Annotated in this window: 24 protein-coding genes and 1 pseudogene; 5 read left to right on the top strand and 20 right to left on the bottom strand. The window is 56.2% G+C overall.

The features are described 5' to 3' along the window. Window positions 1–160: 160 nt before the first annotated feature. Entirely contained in the window at window positions 161–1,099 is a 939-nt protein-coding gene (locus HQL65_11210) for a methionyl-tRNA formyltransferase (GenBank protein MBF0136799.1), read from the bottom strand. Window positions 1,100–1,102: 3 nt separating this feature from the next. Then, entirely contained in the window at window positions 1,103–1,615 is a 513-nt protein-coding gene (locus tag HQL65_11205) for a peptide deformylase (GenBank protein ID MBF0136798.1), read from the bottom strand. Between the two features lie 211 nt (window positions 1,616–1,826). Here HQL65_11205 and HQL65_11200 point away from each other — a divergent pair, with 211 nt between their 5' ends. Next, window positions 1,827–2,411: a DnaJ domain-containing protein gene (locus HQL65_11200; GenBank protein ID MBF0136797.1), complete on the top strand. Its 585-nt coding sequence runs from the start codon at window positions 1,827–1,829 to the stop codon at window positions 2,409–2,411. Window positions 2,412–2,942: 531 nt separating this feature from the next. Here the strand turns inward: HQL65_11200 and HQL65_11195 are convergent. Then, entirely contained in the window at window positions 2,943–4,640 is a 1,698-nt protein-coding gene (locus tag HQL65_11195) for a M48 family metalloprotease (GenBank protein ID MBF0136796.1), read from the bottom strand. Between the two features lie 262 nt (window positions 4,641–4,902). Here HQL65_11195 and HQL65_11190 point away from each other — a divergent pair, with 262 nt between their 5' ends. The 3 genes from HQL65_11190 (at window position 4,903) to HQL65_11180 (ending at window position 8,658) form a co-directional block, all read left to right on the top strand. Then, window positions 4,903–6,939, top strand: coding sequence for a hypothetical protein (locus tag HQL65_11190; GenBank protein ID MBF0136795.1), 2,037 nt, complete (start codon window positions 4,903–4,905; stop codon window positions 6,937–6,939). Between the two features lie 183 nt (window positions 6,940–7,122). Then, a complete protein-coding gene (locus HQL65_11185) occupies window positions 7,123–7,893 on the top strand; it encodes an OmpA family protein (GenBank protein ID MBF0136794.1) in 771 nt (256 codons plus the stop codon). 18 nt (window positions 7,894–7,911) lie between these two features. Further along, window positions 7,912–8,658 (top strand): MotA/TolQ/ExbB proton channel family protein, encoded by a 747-nt coding sequence (locus HQL65_11180; protein MBF0136793.1) that lies wholly within the window; start codon window positions 7,912–7,914, stop codon window positions 8,656–8,658. A 14-nt stretch (window positions 8,659–8,672) separates the two neighbouring features. Here HQL65_11180 and HQL65_11175 read toward each other — a convergent pair whose 3' ends face one another. The 17 genes and pseudogenes from HQL65_11175 to HQL65_11095 all read right to left on the bottom strand — a co-directional run bounded on the left by HQL65_11175 (window position 8,673) and on the right by HQL65_11095 (window position 26,393). After that, window positions 8,673–10,403: a SagB/ThcOx family dehydrogenase gene (locus HQL65_11175; GenBank protein MBF0136792.1), complete on the bottom strand. Its 1,731-nt coding sequence runs from the start codon at window positions 10,401–10,403 to the stop codon at window positions 8,673–8,675. A gap of 5 nt (window positions 10,404–10,408) precedes the next feature. Next, window positions 10,409–11,011 (bottom strand): hypothetical protein, encoded by a 603-nt coding sequence (locus tag HQL65_11170; protein MBF0136791.1) that lies wholly within the window; start codon window positions 11,009–11,011, stop codon window positions 10,409–10,411. A 357-nt stretch (window positions 11,012–11,368) separates the two neighbouring features. Beyond that, complete coding sequence (locus HQL65_11165; GenBank protein ID MBF0136790.1) at window positions 11,369–11,596, bottom strand: hypothetical protein; 228 nt, start codon at window positions 11,594–11,596, stop codon at window positions 11,369–11,371. Beyond that, a complete protein-coding gene (locus HQL65_11160; GenBank protein ID MBF0136789.1) occupies window positions 11,574–11,798 on the bottom strand; it encodes a hypothetical protein in 225 nt (74 codons plus the stop codon). Before HQL65_11160 ends, HQL65_11165 begins: the two co-directional genes overlap by 23 nt. Next, the gene (locus HQL65_11155; protein ID MBF0136788.1) at window positions 11,795–12,523 is read right to left on the bottom strand and encodes a zeta toxin family protein; all 729 of its coding nucleotides are present in this window, start codon (window positions 12,521–12,523) and stop codon (window positions 11,795–11,797) included. The genes HQL65_11160 and HQL65_11155 overlap by 4 nt, the downstream gene beginning before the upstream one ends. A gap of 20 nt (window positions 12,524–12,543) precedes the next feature. Next, entirely contained in the window at window positions 12,544–12,771 is a 228-nt protein-coding gene (locus HQL65_11150; GenBank protein ID MBF0136787.1) for a hypothetical protein, read from the bottom strand. A gap of 99 nt (window positions 12,772–12,870) precedes the next feature. Beyond that, window positions 12,871–13,914 carry a DUF1016 family protein gene (locus HQL65_11145; protein ID MBF0136786.1) on the bottom strand — a complete coding sequence of 348 codons (1,044 nt, stop codon included), beginning with the start codon at window positions 13,912–13,914 and terminating at the stop codon, window positions 12,871–12,873. Next, window positions 13,911–15,233, bottom strand: a complete 1,323-nt coding sequence (locus HQL65_11140) for a restriction endonuclease subunit S (protein MBF0136785.1) — start codon at window positions 15,231–15,233, stop codon at window positions 13,911–13,913. Before HQL65_11140 ends, HQL65_11145 begins: the two co-directional genes overlap by 4 nt. Next, window positions 15,214–16,062, bottom strand: a complete 849-nt coding sequence (locus HQL65_11135; GenBank protein MBF0136784.1) for a KilA-N domain-containing protein — start codon at window positions 16,060–16,062, stop codon at window positions 15,214–15,216. The genes HQL65_11140 and HQL65_11135 overlap by 20 nt, the downstream gene beginning before the upstream one ends. Before the next feature lie 2 nt (window positions 16,063–16,064). After that, window positions 16,065–16,781 carry a DUF1016 family protein gene (locus tag HQL65_11130; GenBank protein MBF0136783.1) on the bottom strand — a complete coding sequence of 239 codons (717 nt, stop codon included), beginning with the start codon at window positions 16,779–16,781 and terminating at the stop codon, window positions 16,065–16,067. Between the two features lie 100 nt (window positions 16,782–16,881). Continuing rightward, window positions 16,882–17,199 (bottom strand): annotated as a pseudogene (locus HQL65_11125) (SAM-dependent DNA methyltransferase). A 138-nt stretch (window positions 17,200–17,337) separates the two neighbouring features. Continuing rightward, a complete protein-coding gene (locus HQL65_11120; protein MBF0136782.1) occupies window positions 17,338–19,494 on the bottom strand; it encodes a tetratricopeptide repeat protein in 2,157 nt (718 codons plus the stop codon). Next, a complete protein-coding gene (locus HQL65_11115) occupies window positions 19,418–21,358 on the bottom strand; it encodes a chorismate-binding protein (protein MBF0136781.1) in 1,941 nt (646 codons plus the stop codon). The genes HQL65_11120 and HQL65_11115 overlap by 77 nt, the downstream gene beginning before the upstream one ends. After that, entirely contained in the window at window positions 21,285–22,172 is an 888-nt protein-coding gene (locus HQL65_11110; GenBank protein MBF0136780.1) for a CoB--CoM heterodisulfide reductase iron-sulfur subunit B family protein, read from the bottom strand. Before HQL65_11110 ends, HQL65_11115 begins: the two co-directional genes overlap by 74 nt. 20 nt (window positions 22,173–22,192) lie before the next feature. Further along, on the bottom strand, window positions 22,193–23,176 hold the full coding sequence (locus tag HQL65_11105; protein ID MBF0136779.1) for a succinate dehydrogenase/fumarate reductase iron-sulfur subunit: 984 nt from the start codon (window positions 23,174–23,176) through the stop codon (window positions 22,193–22,195). Window positions 23,177–23,227: 51 nt separating this feature from the next. Continuing rightward, window positions 23,228–24,922: an FAD-binding protein gene (locus HQL65_11100; protein ID MBF0136778.1), complete on the bottom strand. Its 1,695-nt coding sequence runs from the start codon at window positions 24,920–24,922 to the stop codon at window positions 23,228–23,230. 370 nt (window positions 24,923–25,292) lie between these two features. Then, the gene (locus HQL65_11095; protein MBF0136777.1) at window positions 25,293–26,393 is read right to left on the bottom strand and encodes a hypothetical protein; all 1,101 of its coding nucleotides are present in this window, start codon (window positions 26,391–26,393) and stop codon (window positions 25,293–25,295) included. A 359-nt stretch (window positions 26,394–26,752) separates the two neighbouring features. On the opposite strand from HQL65_11095, the gene HQL65_11090 reads away from it, so the two are divergent. Then, the coding region (locus HQL65_11090; GenBank protein ID MBF0136776.1) for a DUF1156 domain-containing protein at window positions 26,753–26,864 on the top strand (112 nt) is incomplete at its 3' end.

Raw genomic sequence — 26,864 nt, 5'->3', positions numbered from 1 at the left:
GCTTTGCCCCGGACCCCACTGGGGCTTTGCCCCGGACCCCACTGGGGCTTTGCCCCGGACCCCACTGGGGCTTTGCCCCAGACCCCACTGGGGCTTTGCCCCAGACCCCACTGGGGGATGAATCCCCCAAACCCCCTCTTTTTTTTCAATTTGTTTTTTTTTATTCAAACCTGTTTCCTGGTTCCACAGCCGCTCCCTTGACCCACTCCCTGGCTGGAATCCGTTTTTTGCCCTCGGTTTGCAGTTCCGTCAACACGAGATGTCCCTCGCCACATGTCACCTCCAAACCGTCCAGAGGCAGCGCCACCACCTCCCCGGGAACCCCTTGTTCCTCTCCCTGTTTGGGATACGCGGCATGTATTTTGACCACCTTGCCTGCCAAAGTCGAAAACGCCCCTGGCCATGGATTCAATGCCCGCACTTGCCGTTCGATGATCACGGCCTTCTCCCGCCAATCAATCCGCCCGGCAGTGCGGGTCAATTTGTTGGCATAGGTCACACCGGTTTCCGGCTGGGGCTGGGGTGTCACCTCTCCAGCCTGCAATTTTCGGATCGTTTCCAGCAACAAATCGGCTCCCAGATGGGACAGTTCATCATGCAAACTTCCTCCCGTGGTGGTGCCGGTCAGCACCACCTCGCGCCTGGCCAGGATCGGACCGGTATCCAAACCCGCTTCCATCTGCATGATGGTCACCCCGCTGTGCGTGTCACCAGCCAACAGGGCATGTTGAATGGGGGCAGCCCCCCGCCAACGCGGCAGCAGGGAGGCATGAATATTGATGCACCCATGAAGCGGAATGGCCAGAATCTCGGGGGAAAGAATCTGTCCATAGGCCGCCACAACCACCAGATCCGGTGCCAGGGTCCGCAACGTCGCCACGGCCTCCGGATCCCGCAACCTGGCTGGTTGATAGACCGGAATGGCGTGTGCCATGCCCACTTTCTTGACGGGTGATGCCTGAAGCTGCAAGCCCCGCCTGCCCGGCTTGTCAGGCTGGGTGAAAATGCCCACCACCGGATTGGCTCCGGTCAACAGAGCCTGCAAGGCGGGAACGGCAAAATCCGGCGTTCCCATGAAAACGATCCGCCAACGTTCCATGGCTCAACTCTCTTCCTGCGCCCGGCGTAATTTTTTGAGAATCATGTCCCGTTTCAACCTGGACAGGTGATCGATGAACAATATTCCATCCAGGTGATCGATTTCATGTTGCAGACAAACGGCCAGCAAGCCTTCAGCCTGAATCGTCACCGCCTGCCCCTGGCGATCCAGACCTTGCACCGTGATTTTTTCTGACCGCACCACCTCGGCCAGATTATCCGGCACCGACAGACACCCCTCTTCCCAGGTAATCTCCCCCTCCCTGGCCACAATCTCCGGATTGGCCAGATAGAGAGGATTTTTTTCCTCTTTCTCCTTGGACCAGGTGACATCCACGACGATCACCCGCCGCAACACCCCCACCTGCGGTGCTGCCAGGCCAATGCCGGGAGCCTTGTACATGGTTTCCAGCATATCGTCCATCAGGCGGCGAATGTCATCGTCAACATTTTGAATCGGTAAAGACTTTTGCTTCAAACGCCTGTCTGGCGCATGCAATATGGTCAACAATGCCATGGATGCCATGAATCCCTGTCAGTTTGTGTGTTCATACCCAATCCAACCCGCATTCGACACGCCTACCATGACCATCCTACACCACGATCCAACCCATTGACCAGATGGATCTGTTTGGATCAAATATGGAATTGCAGAAGGCTGTTGATGAACTTTGCCTTCTGCTGCTCTTGCCATCATCCCGGTTATTCAAGCGTTTATTTGGACTGTCATGTCTTCTCACGATCCCCGCCGTGCCTCCCTGCTGCTCCTTCTGGAAGGAATTCTGGATCTGCATCCGGACGGTTTGCGGGAATATGATCTGTACCGCATCCTGGAAAGGCAGGGGGTGGAGCCTTTTGTCGGGCGGAATTTGCAGGATTCCCTGGATTTGTTTCGGACCCATTTTTTATTGTTTCACCTGCTTTACGTGTTGCGGGAACAATTGCATCGGGAACGGCGTGGCTGTCTGGACATTCATTGCCTGAAAACCATTCTGCACCCCTGGCAACAGGCAACGGCTGCCGTTCCGGAACGGGTGGATCCCCTTGCGGACTATTACCTGAATCTGGACAATCTGGCGATGACAGGTCGCCAGGAAGTGGAAGGGATGCTGGAGAGTTTTTGGCAAGGGTATCAACAGTATGAACAGCGAGAGCAGGCTTGTTCTCTGTTGGGTCTCGATCCACAGGCGAGCCGGGAAGAGATTCGCCAACGGTATCGGGATCTGGCCTTTGCGCATCATCCCGATCAGGGCGGGCAATCGGAAACATTCCGGGATATTGCTGCGGCAGCCGCAATCCTGCTCCGTTCCTGAAAAAATGCCGTAACCATTCAGAACCCTTTCAAAAAAAGAATTTGACATGGAAGACTTTGTTGGGTCTCCGCCCCAAACCCCGCCAAGAGGAAGGGCACAGCCCTTCCTCCTGGACCTCTATCCCAGTTTTTCAAACGTTTTTTTATGGGGGAGCTGAACCGTTACTGCGGCAAATTTTTTATGACAAAATGGTAAAAAAGGGAACTATCTTGTCTGGTCAGAATCTGATATAAACATAAGGGACGGACTCTTCGCGTTCAGTCGATGTTGGGATCAGGAGCCTTGAGTGGCCATCTTGTCATGGATCCGCAAGGGCCGGTGTGCGTTGGACTGACAGCCACGATCCCGGGGATGACTGAACAGCTCAGAAGCATGTGTTTCTGAAGAAAGACATTTTTCTGAAAGAAGATGTGCCGTTGACCGTGTTTTGCAGTCGCTCCCGCTTCCGATTCCTGACCGGTTGGTCAGGGTTCAAGGGCTATCTCATGGTGTGCGACAGGAGCGACTTGCAAAACGGTCTTGCCTGCCTGCTCAAGGGGTCGGTACGACCTCACTTTTCATGCCCAGTTTGTCTTGCAACATGGATTGGACCGCTTCGGCATCCCGGCGCGAGGGGTAACTCCCGGCGTAAAGCCGTTGGAATGTCTGGTCCTTGATGGTGATCTCCTGCCGGGTGGCCTTGATCTGGTTCTGGGTCAACCGGGTCTGGATTTGCTCCAGAGTGGCCGTATCCGAAAAAGATCCCATATACACCGAATACCCTTTGCCCATGGATTTTTTTTCTGGTGTCTCCCCGGAGGCGAAGGTTGGCGCTGCCGGGTCGGGCAGGGCCGGGCTGGCTTTGGCGATGGCGGAGTCGTTGCCGGATTGGGCTGATTTGGTCTCGGCCAGGCTTGATCGGGTCGATTTGGACTCGGCGCGCCTGGCCTGGGAACTGACGGCTGCCGATTCGGTAGAACGGCCTGATTTTTGGGTGGGGGAGCCGGTCATGGCCGTGGTGACGGGCGGTGTCTTTGTCTTCTCTTGTTGGGCGAGGACCGTAGCGGCTGGGCCGGATGCGGGTCCTTCCGGGTTGCCCTTGCGATAATTGGCCATCATGACCGGAGCCATCGCTTCCGTGGTCGGACGCACGGCAGGGTTGCGAATCAAACGGTCATCCGGAATCTGGGCAAACCTGGGAATTTCCGGGCGCAACGGTTGCCGGTTGGCCACCTTTTCCATGAGTTCCTTGCCGACAGTGGCCTTGACGGCAGATCGATTGGCACTGGTCGGGTGGGTACTCGAAAGCCAGATGCTGTTGGGGTTTTCTATGGCGAGTTTTCTATGTGTTTCAACGGCTTTCATGGCATCATAACCGGCCAGGGTCATGATGTGAATCCCCAGAAGATCGGCCTCTTTTTCAAATTCCTGTGAGTAGGCATTGGCTCCGATCCTTTGGCCGTGGCCAGAAAAACCTCCCTGTGTATTGATACCCTGGGAAGCAAGAAGAATATCTGCGAGAAATCCGACAAATTCACCCATTTGACTGTTGACGGTTTTCTTTTCCGTATGTTTCATGATGTTGTGAGACATTTCATGCGCCATGGCATCGGCCAGCAAATTATCATCCATGATACGAAGAATTCCAGAGGTAATGATAATTTTGTTGCCATCCGCATACGCATTGACTTCGCTGCTTCTTTCCAAAAATGCTTGAAATGCGCAGGTTGGAACCCCACCAGAAAATGTTCCCAGGGTATTTCCGTCGCGTATCGCTTGAAAGGTAAAATTGTCTGGAGAGTTGGGAACCGGAACAATCTTGTCTCCAGGCCTGACACCTTTGAGAGCAGCCGTGGTATTGGGATGAACATAATAGACCGTGGCAATTGTACCGTAATTGTAGTGAATTTCTGCTGAACGTACCAAACTGGTTCCAAGAATTTTCAAATTGTCTTTTGAAAAAAATTTAATGCCATTATCAAGAAGTACCCTATCCTGAGGACAAAATGGTACGGCAGCCTGGGCAATATCATAATAAACCCTGTGAATCCGGTTGAGCTGTTGATGAAGATCTTCCAGATACAACATGGCCTGATGAATGGCTTCGCGCTGTTCTTCGTCTTCATTGACATGGCGCACGGCAATTTCGGCCCGCTGGCAGCCGGTCATGACAAGGCCGGCCAGGAGGCCGATGGTGAGCATTCTGGCAAAAGCCTTGGAAAAACGAGGTGCATGTTTTGAAGTAGACACGGCTCAACGGTTCCTGATGGTGGCTGGTGACGGGTTGATGCTTCCGGGGCTGATACATTGATGCGCAATGGTTCATGACAAGATTAAAATATGTTAAGAATTTGATTGTGCGATCTATTTAAGCTTTTTCTATACCGTCGCAAAGCAGGATACAAGGAAAAACGTCAGGGGATTTTCCTGGAATGAATTTTGCGGAATCCATTCAAAGGAATCCATTATTCCCGGTGGGTCCTGTACCGGGTCATGCGAGGATGCGACAGCCGTGAGTCATTCCAAACAAATTGTCTTTCTTGGTGATCTTGTGCATACCGGCGGTCGGATCGGGCAGTGGACCTTTCCGCTCAATGTGGGCTATGTGGGGAGTTATGCCCGGCAATCCCTGCCGGGAGAGCTGGAAATCCGGCTCTTCAAGCGCCCGGAACTGCTGATTGAAGCTTTGCACCAGGAAAAGCCGCTGGTGGTGGGACTCTCCCACTATGTCTGGAACAGCAACCTGAATCGCCATGTCTACAACATTGTCAAAGGGCTGCATCCTCAAACCCTGACCGTGGGGGGAGGACCCAATTTTACCGATCTCAATGCCCATGCGGCCGGCGGAGCGGAATTTTTTGCGCGGCAACCGACCTGTGATGCGTATGTGTTGAACCAGGGCGAGGTGGGATTTGCCACGTTGTTGCAACGGTTTCTGGCTTGCGGGGCGGATTTGCACCGTTGGCGGCAGGAACCGACACCGGGCGCACTGGTCAATGCCGATGGCCGGGGGGGGGCTGTGCATGTGACGGCGGCCCTGCCCCCGTTGACCGACCTGGATGCCATCCCCTCCCCGTATCTTACGGGTCTGCTGGATCCGTTCTTTGCCGAACCGATGACACCCATTCTGGAGACCAACCGCTCCTGTCCCTATCGCTGCACCTTTTGCGCCTGGGGGATAGGTGCCGGAAAATTGACACGCTTCAGTGACGACCGGGTCTTTGCCGAAATCGATTATGTCGGGCAGCGCTGCCGCCAGGCGATGAATCTGTTTTTGGCGGATGCCAATTTCAGCATACTGCCCCGCGATGAACAGATTGCCGAAAAACTCTATGCCAGCCATCAGCAATATGGTTTTCCCGGGCACTGTTCCATCCAGTGGAACAAGGGCAACCCGGAACGGGTCATGCGGGTGGCCAGGGCCTTGCACGGACTCTCCGACATTACCGCCACCCTGCAATCCAACGATCCCAAGGTCCTGACGGCAATCCAGCGCACCAATCTGCCCCTGGACAAGGTCGAGGAAATTGTCACCAACCTCAGTACCGGTCAGGAAAAAATCACCGTCTTTTCCGAATTGATCCTCGGATTGCCCGAGGAGACCCTTGCCTCGCATCTGGCGGCCAACCGGCTGCTCATGGACAAGGGGGTGGAGATGGTCAACTACAATCTCTATCTGTTGCCGGGGACCGGCATGAGTACCCCGGAGTCGCGTGCCCGGTATTTTCGTGCCGTGGGTTGGCGTATCCAGGATGGGGCGTTTGGGGAGTATGCCGGGGTTCGGGTGATCGACGGCCAGGAAATCGTCCTGGCGACTGCGACGCTCTCCCGGGAAGAATTGGGTTCCTGCCGTTTCCTCCACGCCCTGATCCAGTTCATGTGGTCACGAAAATATTTCATTGATTATTTAAAGCTTTTGCAGGGCCATGGCATCCACCCCCTGGATGCCATATGGGCTGTCGCTGCCGGCTGTCGTGCGGCCACGGGACCCCTGGCCGAGGTGATGCAGTGGTTCCAGGCCGATCATGACCTGGAAAATTTTCCCGATTTTGCTGCGCTCACGGCGTATTGGACCGCCGATGAACCCTTTGCCCGCTTGCGCTCCGGCCAGTTTGGCAAGCTCAATTTTCACCTCACGTTCAGGATTCTTCTGGAATATCTGGAGCCGTTTGTCGCTTTGCTTCAGCAGGTGGGCGAGCAGTTGCTGGCCGAAAAACAGGCGGTGGCGGCAGATGCCGGGGAGCAGCTTGCGGAGGTGTTGCGCTTGAGCCGGGAATTGCGCATCGATCTGACCGGGGAGCAGCTCCTGGTTTCCCACAAACGCTTGGCGTTGCAGTATGATTTTCCGGCCTGGCGTGACCGGAACCGACAGGGGCTTCCTCCGCGCTCTCCGACTCTCTGTGACCTGTTTCTGCCCGAGGTGCAACGCCGCAACCTGGAACGCCAACTGGCCCAGTTCCGAACCGACAATCTGCATGCAACGTTGCGTAAAATGTCTGAATATATCAGTTCTGACGACTTTTTTTACAAGATTCAGCTTGCACATTAAAATTTTATTAAGAAGCCATGTCCTATCTCCATGTCTGGCATTTTGACACGAGATGCAATCCGCATATTAAGGTTTTATAAAGAAACTGCGTTTTGTCCTGTATTTATAAATATGGCGTAATTATTGCTAAAAACCTTTACCGGTCAGGCTTGTATCCATGCAATTGTTTTCGTAGGAAGGCGTATGGCCAAAAAATGTCCCGCATGCAAAAAAGGTACTCCGCTCTGGTTTATTTCCTGGGCGGACATGGCGACACTTTTGCTTTGTTTTTTCGTGATTATCGTTGCCTACTCAACCCAGGAGAAAGCCAAGTTTCTTGAGTTGGCCGGCGCGATTAAAAACTCATTCGGCGTGCAAAAGACCGAAGCCATGAACGCGGTCCTGGTGGGACAGAATCTGATCGGTTCGGAGTTCCAGCAGGCGGTTCATTTTGTGGAGCTGCGTGAAAAAATCCGTCTCATGATCAGTACCCTGGTCGATAATGGCCAGGCCATGGCGGAAGAAAAACAGGATGGCTTTCATGTGAACATCAAGGAGGAGGCCATTCTCGCACCTGATTCGGCGGCTTTCAAGGAAGAGGTGGGTGCCATCCTGGACCAGATCGCCGGTCTTCTCAACAAGGGCTATAATGCCGTTGATATTCGGGGCTATACCGATTCCCAGCGTGCCCAGGCAGACCGTTTGGAAACCACGAGTTGGTATCAGGGGGCACGGCTTGCCGCCGCAGTTGCCAATCGTTTGACATCCAGTGGGGAACTGCAACCCGAACGTGTGCGGGTTACCACGTTTGGCGAATATCAACCCATTGCCAGCAACAATACACCGGAAGGTCGCAAAGCCAACCGTCGAGTCGAAATCATCGTTCTCAAGGAAATGGCCAATGCACCCCGGGTCAACGATGCCCCAGAAAATGTCAATCCAGACCAGCACACGCAGGAATCTGCAAAACCGTAGGAAAGAGGAAGCTCCGACATGGATATATCGACGATTATCGGATTGGTTGGTGCCTTGATTATTCTGGCTTTTCTTTCAGCAGGCAAGATTGTCATGTTTGCCAGTGCCCATGCCGCTGTGGTGGTGTTTGGTGGGCTGGTCGCTTCGACGTTCGTCAAATTCAGTCTGCATGACCTGAAAAATACCGGTGGCATCCTGTCCAAGGCGTTTCTGCTGCCCAAGGACAACATCAACGACATCATTGCCCAGTTGGTGGAAATGTCCAATATTTCCCGCAAGGATGGCATCCTCGCCCTGGAAAAGTACAAGACCAAGAACAAGTTCATGCAAAATGCCATCAACCACTGTGTGGACGGTTCCAGTCCCGAATTTTTGAGTGAGGTGATGAGCAAGGAGATTGAATATCTGGCCCACCGCCACCACGTCGGGGTGGTCATGTTCGACTCGATGGGCGAGGCGGCACCGGCCATGGGCATGGTGGGTACGCTGATCGGCATGGTGGAACTCCTCGCCAACATGGAAGATCCTTCCAAGATTGGCCCGGCCATGGGGACGGCCCTGTTGGCCACCTGTTATGGTGCCATCGTTGCCAACATGATGACCATTCCCATCGGCATCAAGCTGCACCACTATTCCAGCGAAGAGCAACTGCGCTGCCAGGTCATCATGGATGGCATCATCGGCATTCAAAAGGGCGTCAACCCGCGCATGCTGGAGCAATCCCTGCGCACCGTCCTTTCCGGAAAGGAAAGAGAATCCGATTGAGTGGGATGAGTCCCTTAAGCGAATGATTCCCGAGCCTCTCCGGTGAATGATTCCTGGGCGTCTTTCTGGAACGAGTAGGCGGGGAGGGTGACGAGCCGGTCGTCCTCGATGGCCTTGCCGACAGTGAAGTGGTACAGGCTCTGGAACTGGTCCCCTTCCAGACCCAGAAAATCGTGGAAATGGTCGTCGAAAAAGCAGCCAATGCCCGTGCCACGCAGCCCCAGAAGTTCGGCCTCCAGGTAGAGAAGATGCCCCAGGACACCGGCTTCCCAGAAAATACGGCGATAGTGCCAGGCACCTTCCCGAAGGTTCGCGGCAAAGTCGGCCAGCATGCCCAGGCTGAAAATGCCATCGGCGGCTATCTCCTGGTGACAGGAGACCTCCTTGGCCTGTTCCTGCATGTCGCACTCCGTCAGCATGAAGAGCGACAGATGGTCCGGGCAGCCGGGTGGTTTCTCCCAGCCGAACTCGCTGGCCATGGCCGCTTCGAGTCGGGGTTGGCTTTCGGCGTGGCGGACCAGGATATAGGTCCCTGGTTCCAGACCGACGACCCGATGCACAAAAAAAACCGGATGAATGCCAGGGTGCCAGGGCAGTGCATCCCAGGGAGGGGTGTGGTTCCGGGGAAGAAGACGGTCCAGCATGTGGAAAAAGGCGTCACGGGACAGGGTGGCCCGGGGATCGTAGGTCTGGCCGCTGCGGCGATGCCGGATCAGGGTGGCAGCCGGGTGCGTAGCGGGCAAGACCTGCAAATCGGGAGATGACCGGAGATCGGGAAGGGGTTCCGGATGCCAAAGTCCCTCGGAGGTGACGGGTTTGATCGTGGCGGCCACGGCCTCATCGATGGCCGGCCATTCGTGGGCATGGGTCTGGCTGAGAACATTGGGACGTCCCAGCCAATCGACCGGCTGGCAGTGTTTGAGCATGGTGGCCAGCCGTTCCCGGGGCATGTGGGTCTGAACGCCGGCGTCGGTCTGGACGAGCAGCAACAGGTCGGGATATTCCGCTTCGGCACCCGATAGGGCGTTCTGGTTCAGTCCCAGCAGACCGGTGACATCGGCGTCGGAGGGATCCAGCAGAACGGTGACCCGCCAGCCCAGGGCAGCAGCGGCATAGCGCAGGGCACCCACCGCGTGTCCCACATCCAACTGGCAGTAGCGGTAGCTCCGTTCTCCATATTTCCAGGCCTCGCGCCAGTGGATGGAACTCAGGCCGATCAAAAAAGTGTTCTTGGGCAGAAGATCGGACAGTTCCGCCAGATGCAGACGTGCCTCCAGAATATGATCCCGGCTGGAATAGTGATAAATACCGGCGGTCAGGGGTCCGGTCGCCTGCCGGGTGAAGGGACTTTCCGGCCAGGTGGCGGCCAGTGTCGGCAGAATGGCATACCCTTCCGTGGGATGGAGGTTGCCGCTGGAGGGGTTGCAGCGCAAGGCCCAGCGGATCCCCTGATACTCCTTCCAAGCCGCCAGTCCCAGGGAAAGCTCGAACAACAGGGCGACATGGGCCGCATCGAAAGGGAGCGGATTCACCTGCGCGGGGCGATAAACGTCCGCGAAGGGGGTCTGCAATGCATCGGCCAGCAGGGGCAGGGGCACGACCGGAGAACCCGCATGGCGCCGGAAGGGATCCGGTTGGGTCTCCCAATCGACGTATCCGGGTCCGGCGGCGTAATGCCGGGGAAAATGTTTGCTGCGAATGTGGTAGGCGCGGATTCCGGTTGCTCCGGGGAGGGGTTCCTGCATGAGATTCACCGTTGCCGAATGGTACGACGGCCCCCATCGGCCAGAATCATCTGGACGCGCTGCCGCCAGGCGGTTTGAAAACGTTCCCGGGTTGCCGCATCGGCCTGTCCGGAGATGACCTGCTCCATATCCTGGCCCATGCCCGGATCCGGAGGAATGGTTTGGGGCGAATAGCCCAGGGCGACCGACTGGCCGTTGCTGATGCGTCGGAAACGAAACCAGGGACCCTCCCGGGTGGTGGAGGTATCGAACGTCAATAAATCCTTGCGGGAATAGCGTCCGGCAAGACCATGGAAGCCGTTGTCGGTGGCGGCCCCGGTCACCAGGGTGAACACCTGACTGATCGGTCCATTGACTCCCTGATCCGGCAGGCCGGGAATGATGATGGCCACATCGCCCCGTTGGGGAATTTCGTTCGGGTAGAGGTGTTTCAAGGCCTGAACGGCCATGAGAAAGGCCCCGGCCACGGTGGGACAGGCATGTCCGGCCAGTTTGACGGCATCCTCGAAGGTGTAGGTGAACAGACCCTTGCCGCCACCCAAAAATTCGGCCAGGGGATCATACAAGGTGATGGTGGGTTCCAGGGGAAATGGAAAATCTTTGTTCATGATCACACCTGACAAAATCTCTTTTCGGAAGCTGTCCGGAAGCGCACACGGACCCCTTGAGACGGGCGACGATTCCCAGATTGCCCTCCTTCAACCGTACACCATCGGGAAACCAATGTCACATCCCTGTCAGTGGTAACAATTCCACATCGGATCCATCCAGGGCGCGAGCAAACCAATCCCGTGGGGGTAGCGGCAATTCCAAACGGCCACGATAATGGGACAGAGCCAATTCGAAACAGGAAACAGCCGAGACTCCCACACGAGGCGCACTTTCAATAGTTTGAATCATGCCTGGTGGCAGCCGGTTGTGTTCTAAATTAACCCACCAGTACCAGATGTGGCTGTCCAGGACAATCACTTGAGGCACTCCCAATCACCCTCATCCACGATGGGAGCAACCAGATCACCCAATGTCCGGCCTTTTCCGGCGATTTCCGGGTGTGGTCGTCGCTGCTTTGGCAATGGAATCGGTGCATCATCCGTCGTTCGTGCGATCAGTTCGACGCGGTGATTGACAAAGGATTCGGGCAGCTCAATCATTACCTGTCGGTTGGTGACTTCAACAAATTGTTGGACTTGCATAATATCTCTCCCGATGGGTTATAGAGATGAGCAGATCCTCCACCCCTTGTTTTTTCAACCAGGTGGTGAGCAATCCCAATTCAATGTTGGCATTACCGGACCGGTCACTCCAGTTGCCCAGGTGGTCGTAACCCAACCGATCACGGAACAGGGCGATGACGCAGGCCTGGGTTTGTTTTTCGATCTGGCCGATGGTAGTCATGGTTTTTTCACCTCCATCGTTGCCATCTTGTCCCAAACAGCCCTTTTGAACCACGCAGGCATCCGATTCGTTTTCATTGTCAGGGATTTTCCATCGTTGATTTCTGCCAGCCACAGGATTGAATGACCTGAATTATCGAAAATATAAGCGCGGTTTGTATAACGAACTGCTTCAAGCAACAAATCCAGTGATCGATCATAACGGGCGATAATTTTGTCGTCTGGCACCGAATGCCCTCCCAAGCGGACTCGATTCCGTACCCGGGAGATATTGATCAGCGGATCTTCTGTCGCAATGAAATACAGATAGGTACGAAAACCCTGTTGCCATGCTTTTTGCAAGAACTTTATTTTATCAGGTGACGACATGACCGTTTCAAAAGAGAATGAAGTCCTGCAATCTAAAAGCTTGCGACGCATGAAATCGGCTGCCACTGAAGCAAAATAGGAGTTGACTTGTATCGAGGAAAAATCCAGTTTGTCATCATCGAAGCGCAGATTCCCGACTTTATCGAGCAGACCTGCCTGATCCAACAAGATTGAGGAGTTGAAAAACCCCAATATGTCAGGTTTATCCGTTGCAACCTGATAACGTTTCAGGTCAAGAAACCCGCACTCGCGAATATCTTTTTCGATATCGTCGGGGTTGATATACACCCCCAGCAATTCCGGATGGATCACCGACTTGATGGTACTCTTGCCAGAACCATTTGGACCGGCAAACATACGCAAACGTGCGATTTCATTCACCGAATGATCCTTTTTTCCCCCAAGGTTACAGCGGTATGGGGTGTAATAGCCTTGACGATTTTGCGTGAGCCGTCAGGAAAAACTTCGTAGATCATGCCGTCATCGCTTGCCAACACGCTGTTACCGGATGCGAGTGCCTGCCAGTAAGCCTGGGTCACAGCAGCCTCGGCCAGATCGGGGATTTGCTTTTCCAGAAACCGAATGCTTTTTTCACTGAGTTCCATAAATTTCTCCTTCATTTATGGCACGATACAAATTAACGGGCGGATGCAGACAGGATCGGTTCGATTCGGCACACAATGTGTGCAAATTTACTATGGTATTCATGTTTCCCCTTTGTCCTGCAACAAACGCTCTCTGGCAATCGCGATGGATTGCTGCAACTTGGCCTGCAAAAGTTCGCGAGACGGCAGGACGGTCAGATACTCGGCGACATGGATGCCGCTTTTATCCAATTCAAGCAATTCGATTTGCTCCTGCTTCTTGCCAGCGCACAAGATGATGCCAAGCGGGGGCGACTCGTCCGCTTCCTGTTCGTACCTGGCCAGCCAGCGCAGATACAACTCCATTTGGCCTTTGTATTCCGGCTTGAAACTGCCCAGCTTCAGATCGATGGCAACGAGTCGTTTGAGCTTGCGATTATAGAACAGCAGATCGATGCAATAATCATCATGATCGATTTGCAATCGTTTTTGTCGCGCCACGAAGGTAAAACCCACGCCCAATTCCAGCAGGAACAATTCGATCTCCCGCAGGATGGCATCTTCCAGGTCTTTCTCCAGGTAGCGGTCGTGCAGACCGAGGAAATCCAGAATGTATGGGTCTTTCAACAGCAAATCCGGTGACACCCGTTGAGTTTGCCGCAGTTGCGCCAGGTCGTGGCGGATGGTCTCTTCGGGCTTTTTGGAGAGGGCACTCCGCTCGTACAGCATGGAATGGATGCGTTCCTGCAACTGACGCACGCTCCAATGTTCCAGGCGGCACAGTTCGGTGTAGAAATCGCGTTTGAGGGGGGCATCCAGCGTGACGATCAACCGCAGATGCGACCAACTCAATTCGGCACACAGTGTGTTCACAATTGGCTCGTCGGGAAATTGCTCCGCAATGCGTAGACAATTCCGCAAGTGGCGTATCCCCCAGCCCCTGCCATATTCAGCGGTCAGTTTTGCCGAAAGTGTCGCAATGATCTGTTGCCCATAAGCGGCGCGTTCACCACGAAGAACCTCGCTGTGTATTCTCCGTCCAACCTGCCAATAAAGCCGTGTCAACTCGGCATTGACCGCTACCGCCGCCCGCTGACGGGCACTGTCGATCAGTTGCCGAATGTCTGTGATCAGGGCGGTGTCGGTGGATGGCAAGGTATTCATATCAAGCGAATCCTCCCGGTCAGCAACTCCTGCATCATCCCCTGCTTGAGGGCGCGGGTCTTGTCGCGGCGGGATTCAAGAGCAGTAATCTCGGCGTCCATGTCGAAGAGGACGGTGGCGATGGCGGTTTGTTCCTCGAATTTTGGGAGCTTTATCTCAATATCAGCGAGTGCCATTGCGCTAATATGGACCACAGCATCGCCTTGCCCTCTACTTGCTTTTTGTCTATTAATCGGAGCAGTATTCAAGTAGTAACCAAAAAAGATCGGACTCGAATGCTCAGGTCTAAGGATGACAATATCACTACCCGCATAAGCTTCTGTATCATTGACAAAAGCCACGCATTTTCCAATTTCTTCTTTCGTCTCTCCTGAACCAGAGAATAGTAAGTCACCCTGTTTAATCTGCCTTGCTGTGACTGCCGCTTGTGGTGAGATCCATGAGTAAAATGTTTTAATATATTCACTATGTTTTGTGTAAATCTCTCCATACCGGACACAAGGCAAATCACCACTTAGGGATTCATCCTTTCGAATACCGCTGCCTTTAAGAAAGCATCCAACATCCCCCAACCTCTTCACCTCCCACTCCCCCCCAAACCCCGGCAGCCGCATCTGCCCGGTAAGGAGTTGCTGCATGGCGGCCTGTTTGAGGTCGCGCTTTTTGGCGATGAGTTTTTCGAGTTTGGTGAGCAGGGCATCCACATCTGATAGGGCGGTGGCAATGGCGCGTTGTTCGGGGAGGGGTGGTGCTTGTACAACCAACTCTCTCAAAGTACTTTGATTGAGATTAATCATCGTCGAGCCGACAGATGTATTTTCAATTGCAAAAATTATCGTCGGACTGGATAGGACTCGTTGAATAAATTCAGCATCAACCCAGGCTGAAGGGCGAACAATCATTGACCCAGTTCCGCAAAGCCACCCATTATGTGTATGCTGAACTACTGCACAGCGGCCCATGCCACCCCTTCTGCCAATAACGACATCACCTGGATTGAGCCGAAACTCATTGAGTTTTGTCGCCGCAGATTCTGTAATCGTCATTGTGCGAGTTGGCAATATCTGACTATCAACAATGTGCATCGGATTCACTATCGGCACGCCATCGTTTGTGTAATCAGACTTGTGCAATGCACTCCCAAATGGGCCAGTGCGAAATGATGCCAACTCGCCAAGCTTCTTTGCATCCCAATCCTCCGGTATCACCCCTACTTCAGTTTGTTTATACCCCGGCCTGACGCATGGCGAGTCCAGCCCGACCGGGCAATTGACCGAAGTTTCATGATCAGCCGGAGATTTATTCATGTCCATCACCATGACTGCCACCTAAAGCCTTTATCGCGATCTGCGCGGTGAGTGTCTGAAGCTGGCGGATGGCGATCTCGTTCAGTCGCGTTAATCGCTCGCCTTGCGGCAGACCCATATGAATGAATTCGGCATTCATGGCTTCGATGTTGGCCAGCACCAGCAATTGCTCAACCCTGGCATACTCACGCATATTGCCTTCTCGCTCCGGGTTGGCATCACGCCACTGTTTGGCGGTTTGTCCAAACAGTGCGACATTGAGTACATCGGCCTCGTTGGCATACACAAAACCAGCCTGCGTCGGGGAAACGGCGGCGGGAATGATATGAATTTTAATGGCGTCGGTATGAATACGATAATTAATTTTGGCCAACGTGCGATTGAGATTCCAATCCAACGATAGACGGCGGTTTTCATCTTCCTTGAGCCGTTGGAATTCCTTGATGAGGTAGAGCTTGAATTCTGGACTGAGCCAAGAGCCAAACTCAAAGGCCAAATCCTTGTGGGCGTAGGTGCCGCCACCGTGTCGCCCTGCGCGGGACTGGATGCCTATGGCGTGAGTCGCTTCAATCCATTTTCTGGGCGTCAGGTGAAAGCTGTTCAATCCAGATTCTTTTTTAAAGGTCTCGAATTCGCCACCTTTAAAATCCGGGTTGTGCATCTGCTCCCAAATTCCCAAAAATTCAAGCGTGTTGCGATTTCGCATCCAACTGTAGATCAAGGTGTCATCGCCGAATTTTTTCACCATGTCGGTCAGCGAGATAAAATCCTCCTCTCGTTGTGACAGGATGGCAATGGCTGCACCTTGCACATGGATGGTCGTTTTCCTCTCCTTGTTCATGGTCATACAAACCCCATCTCTTTCAGATGCCCATCCACACGGACGCGGTATTGTCGTCCAACAAAGGTAAAACCCTTGCCCAATTCCAGCAGGAACTGTTGCAGGTGATTGCGCAATAAAGTCTCCAGTTGAGTTTCCGATACCTGCCATGGCTCAGGAATTTTCAGGAATTCAAACACGTAGGGTTCACGCAGCAGGTCAGATGGCTGCTCGATGATCTGCCCCTGTGCCGCGAGTTGCAGAATGGTTGCCTTATCCTTGCTGGCGCTCAGACGGAGAAAGAGCGATGCCGCCTTCTGCCTTTTGAGTTCTGGAACAGACCAACGTTCGGCTATGGCTTGCTTTTCGTAGAAGCTTCGTTCCAGATCGTCGTCCAGCTTGAGCAATTCCACATAATGCGACCAACTCAATTGGTGAGAAGGCTTCTGACTTATTGGATAACGAAGATATAACAACCGCATATACACCAAATTGCTGCGGCTGAAGCCTTTGCCATGGCGCAAACCAAGGTCTTTGGCAAGATGCTTGATCAGTGCCTTGCCATATTCGGCTCTGACGTTGCCCCCTTGTTCAAACTCAACAATATGCTGACCTACCCGCCAATAGGTTTCTGTCATCTGAACATTGACGGCTTGCACCGCCAGAAGACGACCCCCGGTGTATGTACGGGAGATTTGCTCCAACAGGTCACGGTAACCATCGCTGGTGATCAGCTCCATACAAACCCCATTTTTTTCAGATGTTCATCCACACGGGCAGAAAGGGTCTCTACTTCATCGGCCAGCTTCGGCAACGGCGTGGTGTAGCGTTCCGCCAATTAAGTTTTTCATCGTCATTGAAATTGGCAACATGGATTGCGCCCTTGAGAGTGTCGTTGGCGTCGGCCAGCCTGCCGATGATCGTGTTGATCTTGTCGCCGATCTCCTTGTGACCCTTGGCAGCCACCATGTCGGAAAACCCGCCGCCAACCGGTACGACGATCAAGGCGTTGGGATCTCCCGTGTATTTGTCGGAGACATGTTTGACGAACAGCAGGACAAGGACGTAATCCTTGTACTGACTGGCATCCATGCCACCCCGCAACTCGTCACAGGATTTCCAGAGAGATGAGTAGATGGCGGATTTTTTCAGAGCCATGGAATTGCCTTTGGGCGTAATGTCAAAATCCCTGATGGGCATGACACCTGGTTAAGTGTAACAGACCATTTCCACGCATATGAACGTATCAGCGCTCCTGGGCATTTCAGCCTTGGACACGGCTTCGGCGAACAGCCTTCAGACAGATGTGATCTGCGTATTCGCGCACCAGTGTCGCCAGACTTCCCGGTAGGCGGTTTCCAGGTTGCGGGTGTAGCGGCTGCCGTCACACAGTGGCGAACGGCCCATGCGCACCCGCAGATTGTGGCGCAGGCGGGCCAGCTCTTCCAGATTATTTGTCAACTTTACGGCAGTTTCCACATATTCTTCTGGTGAGCGGGTCACCAGCCAGGCCAGATCGACATTGTGCAGATGGCTTGAGCTGTGGCGTCCGCAAAAATAACCTCCTTGCAGGGTCACCACCGGCACGCCCATCCACAGGGCTTCCAGGGTGGTCAATCCACCCGAATAGGGAAAGGGATCCAGGGCCACATCCATGCCGCCATAGGCCGCAAGTAAATTCTGGTGGGAGAGGAGTCCGCCCAGCTCGAGGCGGCTGGCATCGATGGCCTGGAGACGAAACCACTCCAGATAGCGCTCGCGGGTTTTCTGGTCATCGAAACCCCGGGTATGCATGACCAGACGGGCAGTGGGAACCCGATGGAGGATTTGCGCCCAAAGGGCCACGACTTCCGGCGTGATCTTCATCTGATTGTTGAAACAGCCGAAGGTGATGTATCCCGTTGCCAGGGCCGGCAAGTCTGTCACCGGGGGGGCATAATAAGGGGGGGCGTAGCAGATGTAGCCATCCGGCAGGCGCAGCGGTGTTTCACTGAATTCGTTTTCCGTGCCCGGGGGGGCATGAAAACGATCACAGACCAGATAGTCGATGACCTCCAGACCGGTGGTACTGAAATGGCCGCCGGCAGTCATCTGGATCGGTGCTGGTCGGTAGCCGAGCAGGGGGAGACGGTTGCCTTCGGTGTGACCGCCCAATTCCACCAGAATGTCGATGCCATCCCTGCGGATCCTGTGGGCCAGGGAAAGATTGTCCATCTCCCGGACCGGCTGCCAGTGGTCGGCCCAACCCTGGAGGCGCTGGGTGACCCAGTCGCTCTTGAGAACCCCTGAATAACAAAAAATTTCAAATTGATTCTTGTCATGGGCAGCCATGACCGGCTGCCAGAAAAATCCCACCGGATGGTGTTTGAAATCGACCGAGAGATAACCGATCCGCAAGGGGCGCTCCGGGTCGGGATCCGGGGTGGGCGGGGGAAGCTGACCGGCCAGTGGGGCGACATGCTGTTGATTGAAACGGCGACACTCTGCCAGCAGTGTGGCCGCCGTGCTTTCCGGCAGATAGTGCAGGTTCATGATCAGGTTGGAGTGGGTCCTGGCCGAGGCTGGATTGATGGCCAGGGCTTGGCGATAAATCTCCACGGCCTCCCGGGCACACCCCATGTCGCCCAGGACAATGGCCAGATTGTTCCAGGCCTCGAAAAAATTCGGGTCGAGGCGCAAGGCGGTGCGGTAATGGTGTTCGGCTTGTTCGTACTGACCCTGTTCCCGGCAAAGAATGGCCAGATTGTTCCAGGTCATGGCCAGGTTGGGCGCGGCGGCCAGGGTGGTCTCGAACTCCTGCCTGGCCTCTTCGATACGGCCCATTTTCTGGAGCAGGAGAGCCAGCGTGTTGCGAATATGTGGATTGTTGGGTTCCCGAGCCAGAATTTCCCGATAACAGATCTCTGCGTCCCGGGGCTGGTCGGCGCTGCGCAAGGCCATGCCCAGGGAGGCCAGAATATGCTCCCGGTCGGCACCGGGAAGCTGCAATGCCCGTTGCAAGGTCGTGATGGCGGCAGCAACGTCGCCCAGGGCATGAAGGGTCAGGCCCAGATGATAGGTGGCAGCGGCATGGGTGGGATCCCGATGCAATATGGCCTGGAAATGGCGGGCAGCGGCCTCCATGCGGCACAATCCCATCAGGGTGTTGGCCAGCATGAACCGAATGGGCGTATCGGCAGGATTCTGGAGCAGGGCTTGCTCCAGGTGGTCAATGCCCAGGTCGGTTTTGTCCTGGTCCAGATAGAGAAGGCCCAGGTTGCGCAGGGAGGGGTAGTGTCGGGGCACACAGGCCAGAATGTGTTGGTAAATCGCTTCGGCCCGGGCCAGATCCCCTTGTTGTTGCAACCCCATGGCCTGGGCAAACAGCGTGGACGTGTCACTCACCATCTTTTTCTTGCCATCGCCACAAGGTTCGTCCTGTTGGATCAGCCAGATGGGCGACGGGTCGGCCATCCTGGACAGCATTACCCATGCGAATGACCTCGGCTTGGCACAGCAGGTCCAGGGTCAGGGTGCGTTCCGTGGCTGCCAGGTTGCGCATTTCCTGTTCCCGCCAGATGCTGGGCAGCAGACCATCCGCCACCGGGGGAGCGTACCACCGGCCTGCCAGCCGCACCAGGATTCCACGCATGGCCCCTTCTGTCACCTGATCCAGATTGTTGAGGAACAGGGCATCATCGAAGCCACTCCAACGGGCCTGGCGCAGGGCCGTGTCCAGATGCTCACGCCGGGTGGTTTTGTGGCGGTTCAGCCGGTTCAGTCGATCCACCCGTTGTCCGGAAAGGCGAATTTGCAGGGCAGCAGGTGTGGGGGACAGGCGGCGTTGGGTGGTTTTGAGGGTGCCGTTGCTGCGCAACTCCAGGCGCAATACCCGCGGGACCAGTCCGGTCTGGGCCAGGATGGTGGCTTCCCGATGCAGGGCGTGGGATGCTGCTTCCATATCAAGCGGAATTCCCAGGGTCTGGGCCGAGGCGAGCAGGCGGGCCAGATGTTGTGGCAGGCGTGGGATGGTTCCGTTTTCTTCCACCCGCATGGTTTCGATCAGGCCCAGGGGGGGATCTGCGCTTCCGCAGAGAAAGTGTCCCTTGTTGGCCATCTCCGACCACTCCGCCGCCGGATTGGAATCGGCCACCACACCCCCACCCAACCCCATCATGGGTGCGGCCTGATCCTGTTGCACAACGGTGCGAATGGTGACATTGAACAAAAAATCACCGCCGGGTTGGAACAGACCCATGGCCCCGGTATAGAGGCCTCGGGGGCGGTTTTCCAGGGTGCGGATGATTTCCATGGTGCGCTGTTTGGGGGCACCGGTGATCGAGGCAGCAGGGAACATGGCCGCCATGATGTGCGCTGCACGGCGGGCAGCGGGAACGACCTGGCCCATGATGCGCGTTTCCAGGTGATGGACCGAAGAAAAGGCCCGCCATTCAAACAGATGGGGGGCTGTCACGCTGCCGGTTTGGCAGATGCGACCCAGATCGTTGCGCACCATGTCCACGATCATGATGTGTTCGGCCTGATCCTTGGCCGATTTTTGCAGCTCGCGGGCGCGGTTGCTGTCCACCAGCCCGGAGCGGCTGCGGGGCCGGGTTCCCTTGATGGGGGCCGAAACCAGCGTCTCTCCGCGTCGTTCCAGAAACAGCTCCGGTGAAAACGAGGCCACCGACCAATCCGGTTTTCCTTCCGTTCCGGGGAGGTGCAGCCATGCGGCATAGGGATGGCGGTGGGCCAGGTGAACGTGCAGAAAAACTGTGGCCAGATCCTCGGCGTGGGGAATGCGGGCCGGCAGGGTATAGTTGACCTGGTAGGTATCGCCAGCCAGAATCCAATCGTGAATGGCCGTCAGATCCTGCTGAAAACGGTCGCGGGCAATCTGGGGAACCGGGTCACCGGCCCAACCGGATGTTGGTGGTGGCAGGACCACGGCCAGGGGGTGTTCGAAGGCGGCAAACCAGGCCAGGGGGAGGCCCGGTTCCGGGGTGTGGACGGGGAGGCCGAAGGCGGCAGCAGCCTCATAGGCCAGAAATCCCCCCACCCAATAGCCGTCACGGGCCGCCTGTTCGGCGGCATCCAGGACAGACGGCACCTCCGTCGGGCACCAGGCAACCAGGGTGAAGCGGGGATTTTGAAAGAAAAAAGGCCGGCCCAGCTCGGCGAAGTCTGCCAGAAAACAGACTCCGTCGCGCAGGTGGGCCGACCGGATGGACAGCGGCGGCTTGCAGTCCGGGGCGACCTCTGGTTCAGAGGACTCCACGAGCGGCAAGGGCCGGTTTGGGATCGACGTGGAGTCGGTCAATGCCGAGCTTGCTCTCATGAATGCCCATGGCAGCGCCCAGGAGTTGGGCGAAATTCATCTCCGGCAGGTTGATGGACTGCCCCACGGTCTTTTCGGCGATGCCCTGGTAGGCTCCCATGGACATGTCGCAGAGGGTGCAGGGGGTGATCATCAGATCGGCCCCGTTGTTTTTGGCACTCAGGCAGTTTTTGGCCACCATCTGGCGCATTTCCGTGGGATCCGACAGCATGACGTGGAAACCGCAGCAACGGTTGTAGCCTTCGAAGGTGACGGGTTTGCCGCCGAGCAGGGTGATCAGGCGATCCAGATGATCGGCTTTCTCCCCGGCCTTGTCGGCGAAGATTTCCACGGGGCGCAGGGTATGGCAACCGTAGAACGGGGCCACACGCAGACCGTTGAGGGGTTTTTTGATTTTGGATTTCAGCATCCCCTGGTCCACCATGTCGGTGATGACCCACAGCAGGTGCCGCACTTTGTTGGTTCCGCCGTAGGGACGGATACCGGCCTGGCTGTTCACCCCATTGATCTTTTCCAGAATTTCCGGTTCAGTCCGGAACCGGTAATGGGCATGGGAGAGGGTTTGCAGGCAGGTGTTGCAGATGGTGGCCAGGTCATGACCCATGGCCTCGGCCTCCGACAGGATTCTGGCGGCCACGGCCAGCGAAAAGGCAGGCTTGGTCTCTCGCAGGCTGACAGCCCCACAGCAGGTGGCACCGGGCATTTCGTGCAACCTGATTCCCAATTCGGCGCAGACCGCCTTGGCCGCCCAATCGGCCTCTTTTTGCACCTGTTTGGCGGCGCATCCGGGATAAAAGGCAAATTCCAAAGACATATCCAATTCCTCCCTGTCTCTTACTCGGGCACGATTTCCGGTGCCTTGGTTTCAACATCCAGGGGGTTTTGTTCCAGGAGATTGAAGACCTTGTTCAGTTGATCCACCCCCTTGGCCTGGTGGGGGAAGGGGGAGGGGATTTTGCCCTTTTTCATGAGATGCAGGGCCGAGCCGGTCTCTTTCAGAGTGCCGATCAGACCCAGGGTGCGCATCATCAGGGTGAATTCGTTGAGGTCGCCGGATTTTTTGATGTCTTCATGGAAGGCCAGGGCGTGCTTCTGGGCGGCACCGTCGGTGTAGCCTTTGGCGATGCCACGGGTCCGCAGTTTGACGATGGCTTCCATGGGTTTGACATCTTTTGGGCAGACATCCACGCACATGGTGCAGCGGGAGCAGGCCCACATCATGTGGGGGTCGGAGAGCTGCCGCAGCCGGTCGGATTTTTTTCCTTCCCGGGGGTCGGAAACGAAGCGAAACGCTTTGGCCAGGGCTGCCGGTCCGATATATTCCGGGCTGACTTCGGCCATGGTGCAGTCGGAGTAGCAGCAACCGCACATGATGCACTGCGACACCTGGTTGACATGGTCGTAGGCCGTTTTGCCCACCTGGGTTGCGGTTTCCGGACCCTCTTCCAGGAAGGGGCGGATGGTGTGGATTCTCTTGAAAAACGGCCCGATGTCAATGGCCAGATCCTTGAGGACCGGCTGGTTGGCCTGGGGAGCCAGGGTCACCACGCCATCGCGGGCCGCAATGCCGACGTGGGTTTTGCAGGCCAGCCGGGTGCGACCGCTGATGCGCATGGCACAAGAACCGCAAATGGCCGACCGGCAGGATTGGCGGAAGGTCAACGAGCCGTCCTGTCCTCCCTTGATCTCTTCCAGGGCGCTCAAAACCGTGGCATTCGGATTGACCTTGACCTGGTACTCCTGCCAGCGGGATTCCAGGCGTCCTCCCTCGGTGACCCGATTGCGCTGAATGCGAAAGGTGTAAGATTGTTCTGCCATCATCTCCTCCAATGGGAAGGCTGTGGATCGCTACTCCCATTCAGTTCCCAATCAGTAAACCCGCTCCTTGGGTTCGTATTCCTTGATTCCCAGGGTACGAACCGGCTCGTAGGAAAGGACCACCTCTCCCTTGTCTTCGTTCCAGTTGGCCAGGGTGTGTTTGCGCCATTTGGCATCGTCGCGTTTCGGGAAGTCCACCCGGGAGTGGGCACCGCGGGACTCCTCGCGGGCAATGGCTCCCCGCGTGATGCATTCGCCCAGATCGATGAGGTTGCGCAGCTCGATGGCACGCAAAAGGTCAACGTTGAACGTGGTTGACTTGTCGTCCAGGTGGATGCGCTTGTAGTCTTCCCGGAAGCCGGGAAATTGATCCAGGACCTTTTGCATGGTCTTCGGTTCGCGAAACACGCCGATGTACAGGTTCATTTCGGTGGCCATGCGTTTGAGGAGATCGGACGGGCGCAATCCTTTATCGGGACGGCCCATCAGATCGGCAATGGTATCCTTGACCTCTTTGACCGCACTCTCCGGAAAATCGCGCAGGGACTTCTCCTTGGCAACATACTCGCTGACCTGTTTGCCGGTAACCTTGCCGAAGACGATGGTATCCAGCAGCGAGTTGCCGCCGAGGCGGTTGGCACCGTGTACCGAGACGCATGCGGCCTCACCGGCGGACCAGAGTCCCTTGACCTTGGACTCGCCGTATTTATCGGTGCGGATTCCCCCCATGGAGTAGTGGAGTGTGGGACGCACGGGAATGGGATCGTTGATCGGATCCACCCCTTCCAGGTCGATGGCCAGCTCGCGGATCTGGGGCAGGCGTTCGAGAATCTTTTGGGCACCCAGGTGGCGCAGGTCCAGGAATATGGCACCATCCCTGCCGCGTCCTTCCAGAATCTCCGTCTGCTCGGCCCGGGAGACCACGTCGCGGGAGGCAAGTTCCAGTTTGCTCGGGGCATATTTGCCCATGAACCGCTCGCCGTTGGCGTTGATCAGGATGCCCCCTTCGCCGCGTGCCCCCTCGGTGACCAGAATGCCCGAGGTACGCAGGCCGGTCGGATGGAACTGCACGAACTCCATGTCACCCAGGGCGGCACCGGCCCGCATGGAGAGGGCCATGCCGTCCCCGGTGCAGCTTGTGGCGTTGGTGCTGGAGACGTAGACACGGCCATAGCCGCCCGTGCAGATCAGAACCGCCTTGCCGCGGATGGGGAACACATCACCGGTCTTGATATCGTAGGCCACCACGCCGACGGCATGTTTCTCCTTGTCGGTGACCACCTTGAAAATCTGGCACTCCTCATAGACCTTGACTCCGGATTTGACGAGCTGCTCCCAAAGGGTATGCAGCAGGACCTGTCCGGTGCGGTCGGCGGAGTAACAGGTGCGGTCAAAGTTGGCACCACCAAAGGCGCGTTGGGCGATGGTGCCGGTCTCCTGGCGGGAAAACGGGGTGCCCATGCGGTCCATTTCCAGAACCACTTTCGGGGCCTCTTCGCACATGATCCGGATGGCATCTTCGTCGCCGATGTAGTCCGATCCCTTGACCGTGTCGAAGGCATGGGATTCCCAGGAGTCCCTCGGATCGATGGCGGCGTTGATCCCACCTTGGGCTGCGCAGGAGTGACTCCGCAAAGGATGGATCTTGGTGACGATGGCGACGTCGATCTTCGCCCGCACCCCCTCCAATGCGGCGCGCATGCCCGACAAGCCCGCGCCCACAATGATCAGGTCGTGGCTTTTCATAACTGCATTTCCTCCTGCTCTGGTTTCATCCATGGTTCTTCGCTGAAGATCATTCGCGACCGGAAGACGATCCGTTGCCGCAACGCTTTCTTGACCAGCGTCAAGGGGCAACACCTCCAGGGATCATTCGGTGAAAAAAAGAGCCGCACATTCCCGCCGATCGTTCACCAGGGGCGCGAAAGAAAGTCCCAGGAATTTAGGCCTTCCTCATTCCCGAGTCAATACGATCCGTATGCCCGGATGGATTTTTTGTCGGATTCCTGTTACAAAGGGCCATTTTTCGCGGGTTGCAACGTCTCTGTTTGTCGGATTGTCGTTACACGGAAGGGGCGACGCAGCCGGTTGTCGTGACAAAAAAGGGGGGAAAAAGTCAAACGATTTTGACCGGACCATAGCCATTGCCGGGCATTTGAAAATTGGTGACCTGGCCCCGGTAGAGACGGGCGGCCACGCCGAGAATCCGGTCCTGATAGACGAACAGGCGAAAATCGGTCTTCATGGCCCCGGTTCCGCCCGGAACCGGCGTCAGGGATGGGGGAATCATTCGTTGCACCAGGGTGGTGCCCGGTTTCTGTTCGAGAAACCGTTTGCGCGACATTTTTTCTCCGGTCAGCACCCCCCGGCTGCCGGAGGCCGTGACCGGTTTCAGGACCCATGCCTTGCGTTCCCGCCAGATCGATTCCAGGTCCCTGTCGGCCAGGAGACGGGTTTCGGGAACCACCTCGGCGAGCCGTCGCACGACATCGACCGCCACGCCGGTCGTGGCCATGGCTTCCGGATCGGACATCAGGATCATGCGCCGTTTGTCGGCCAGCAGGGCATAGGTGCGGGGATTGGGGGTCAGACAGACCCGTCCGGCGAGATAGGCGGCAGCCAGACCGGCCAGTGCCGGGGTTTCCAGATAAAAATCACAGTGGCGGTTGTAAATCAGATCGACGGGTTTTCCTGCCAGAAAGACCCCGGCCTCCGACATGCTCAGTTCCGCAGGATCGACGATGTGGGTCTCGACGCCCCAGTGCCGAAACAGGCCGGCCAGCATGAGCATTTCCCGGTAGAGATACTGCCCGGGCGGGTGTTCATCCAGGATGACCATGCGGTCGGGCCGGGCGGGTGCGGTGCCCCGCCACAGTCCCGTTTCCATGGCAAAACTGTCCAGGAATCGTAACAGGGGCGTGGACCCCATCAGCATGGCCAGGGTGGGGGATTCGGGAAGGGCCAGAAAATCGGGATGGTGGGCACCATAGGCCAGCAGGATTCCTCCCGCATTGGTGTTGATTTCGATCAGGCGTGGCCCCTCTGGGGTCAGGTGAAAATCGTATCCCATCATGACCGAGGCGTGACCGGGGTCGAAACGGGCTATCGGGGGCAGTTCCGGTTCAATCTTTTGAATGTATCCAGAGTGTCGGCTCAGGGCATAGGCATTCCGGACAAACCGGATCATGCTGCGCAGGTGTCGGCGCGGCAACAGCACGGGTACCGTGGCGGGCGCATAGGGGGGAACAGGCCTTTTGGCCGATTCGTTCGGGAGTTCGGATTCTGTTATCGGGATGCCTGGATTCATGGAGTATGTGTCGGTGATTCAATCATGTGGATGGGGAATTTCTATATTTCCTCGACCTTGATATTCAATTTCAAGGTTACCAGTTTTTCAGCCGGTGCGCACAGCACGTTCAGAGCGTCCATCCCTTTATCGCCATCCCTTCCACCAGAAGCCGGAGTTCGGGGTGACAAGCGTCCATGACAATCTGGGCAATCTTCCTGCCCAGGTGGTACCATCGGAGAAAACCTTGTGACCAGCCCGCCCGGCGCATTGGCGATAAGGACAGGATCATGATCCCGATAAAAGCCCCCAAAAAACTCATCGAAGTCGCTCTCCCTCTGGACGAGATCAACGTGGCGGCGGCACGGGAGAAATCCATCCGTCACGGGCACCCTTCCACGT

It is taken from the genome of Magnetococcales bacterium (assembly GCA_015228935.1).
In the GTDB taxonomy this organism is placed as follows: domain Bacteria; phylum Pseudomonadota; class Magnetococcia; order Magnetococcales; family DC0425bin3; genus HA3dbin3.
The sequence above is the reverse complement of the archived record's forward strand: the minus strand, read 5'-3'. Positions and strand labels throughout refer to the sequence as shown.

What these genes read in the sequence shown, in the direction of transcription:
- HQL65_11210 (MBF0136799.1), bottom strand. Translation starts at nt 1,099, where the DNA reads ATGGAACGTTGGCGGATCGTTTTCATGGGAACGCCGGATTTTGCCGTT.
- HQL65_11205 (MBF0136798.1), bottom strand. Translation starts at nt 1,615, where the DNA reads ATGGCATTGTTGACCATATTGCATGCGCCAGACAGGCGTTTGAAGCAA.
- HQL65_11200 (MBF0136797.1), top strand. Translation starts at nt 1,827, where the DNA reads ATGTCTTCTCACGATCCCCGCCGTGCCTCCCTGCTGCTCCTTCTGGAA.
- HQL65_11185 (MBF0136794.1), top strand. Translation starts at nt 7,123, where the DNA reads ATGGCCAAAAAATGTCCCGCATGCAAAAAAGGTACTCCGCTCTGGTTT.
- HQL65_11180 (MBF0136793.1), top strand. Translation starts at nt 7,912, where the DNA reads ATGGATATATCGACGATTATCGGATTGGTTGGTGCCTTGATTATTCTG.
- HQL65_11175 (MBF0136792.1), bottom strand. Translation starts at nt 10,403, where the DNA reads ATGCAGGAACCCCTCCCCGGAGCAACCGGAATCCGCGCCTACCACATT.
- HQL65_11170 (MBF0136791.1), bottom strand. Translation starts at nt 11,011, where the DNA reads ATGAACAAAGATTTTCCATTTCCCCTGGAACCCACCATCACCTTGTAT.
- HQL65_11165 (MBF0136790.1), bottom strand. Translation starts at nt 11,596, where the DNA reads ATGCAAGTCCAACAATTTGTTGAAGTCACCAACCGACAGGTAATGATT.
- HQL65_11160 (MBF0136789.1), bottom strand. Translation starts at nt 11,798, where the DNA reads ATGACTACCATCGGCCAGATCGAAAAACAAACCCAGGCCTGCGTCATC.
- HQL65_11155 (MBF0136788.1), bottom strand. Translation starts at nt 12,523, where the DNA reads ATGTTTGCCGGTCCAAATGGTTCTGGCAAGAGTACCATCAAGTCGGTG.
- HQL65_11150 (MBF0136787.1), bottom strand. Translation starts at nt 12,771, where the DNA reads ATGGAACTCAGTGAAAAAAGCATTCGGTTTCTGGAAAAGCAAATCCCC.
- HQL65_11145 (MBF0136786.1), bottom strand. Translation starts at nt 13,914, where the DNA reads ATGAATACCTTGCCATCCACCGACACCGCCCTGATCACAGACATTCGG.
- HQL65_11140 (MBF0136785.1), bottom strand. Translation starts at nt 15,233, where the DNA reads ATGGTGATGGACATGAATAAATCTCCGGCTGATCATGAAACTTCGGTC.
- HQL65_11135 (MBF0136784.1), bottom strand. Translation starts at nt 16,062, where the DNA reads ATGAACAAGGAGAGGAAAACGACCATCCATGTGCAAGGTGCAGCCATT.
- HQL65_11130 (MBF0136783.1), bottom strand. Translation starts at nt 16,781, where the DNA reads ATGGAGCTGATCACCAGCGATGGTTACCGTGACCTGTTGGAGCAAATC.
- HQL65_11120 (MBF0136782.1), bottom strand. Translation starts at nt 19,494, where the DNA reads ATGGCCGACCCGTCGCCCATCTGGCTGATCCAACAGGACGAACCTTGT.
- HQL65_11115 (MBF0136781.1), bottom strand. Translation starts at nt 21,358, where the DNA reads ATGAGAGCAAGCTCGGCATTGACCGACTCCACGTCGATCCCAAACCGG.
- HQL65_11110 (MBF0136780.1), bottom strand. Translation starts at nt 22,172, where the DNA reads ATGTCTTTGGAATTTGCCTTTTATCCCGGATGCGCCGCCAAACAGGTG.
- HQL65_11105 (MBF0136779.1), bottom strand. Translation starts at nt 23,176, where the DNA reads ATGGCAGAACAATCTTACACCTTTCGCATTCAGCGCAATCGGGTCACC.
- HQL65_11100 (MBF0136778.1), bottom strand. Translation starts at nt 24,922, where the DNA reads ATGAAAAGCCACGACCTGATCATTGTGGGCGCGGGCTTGTCGGGCATG.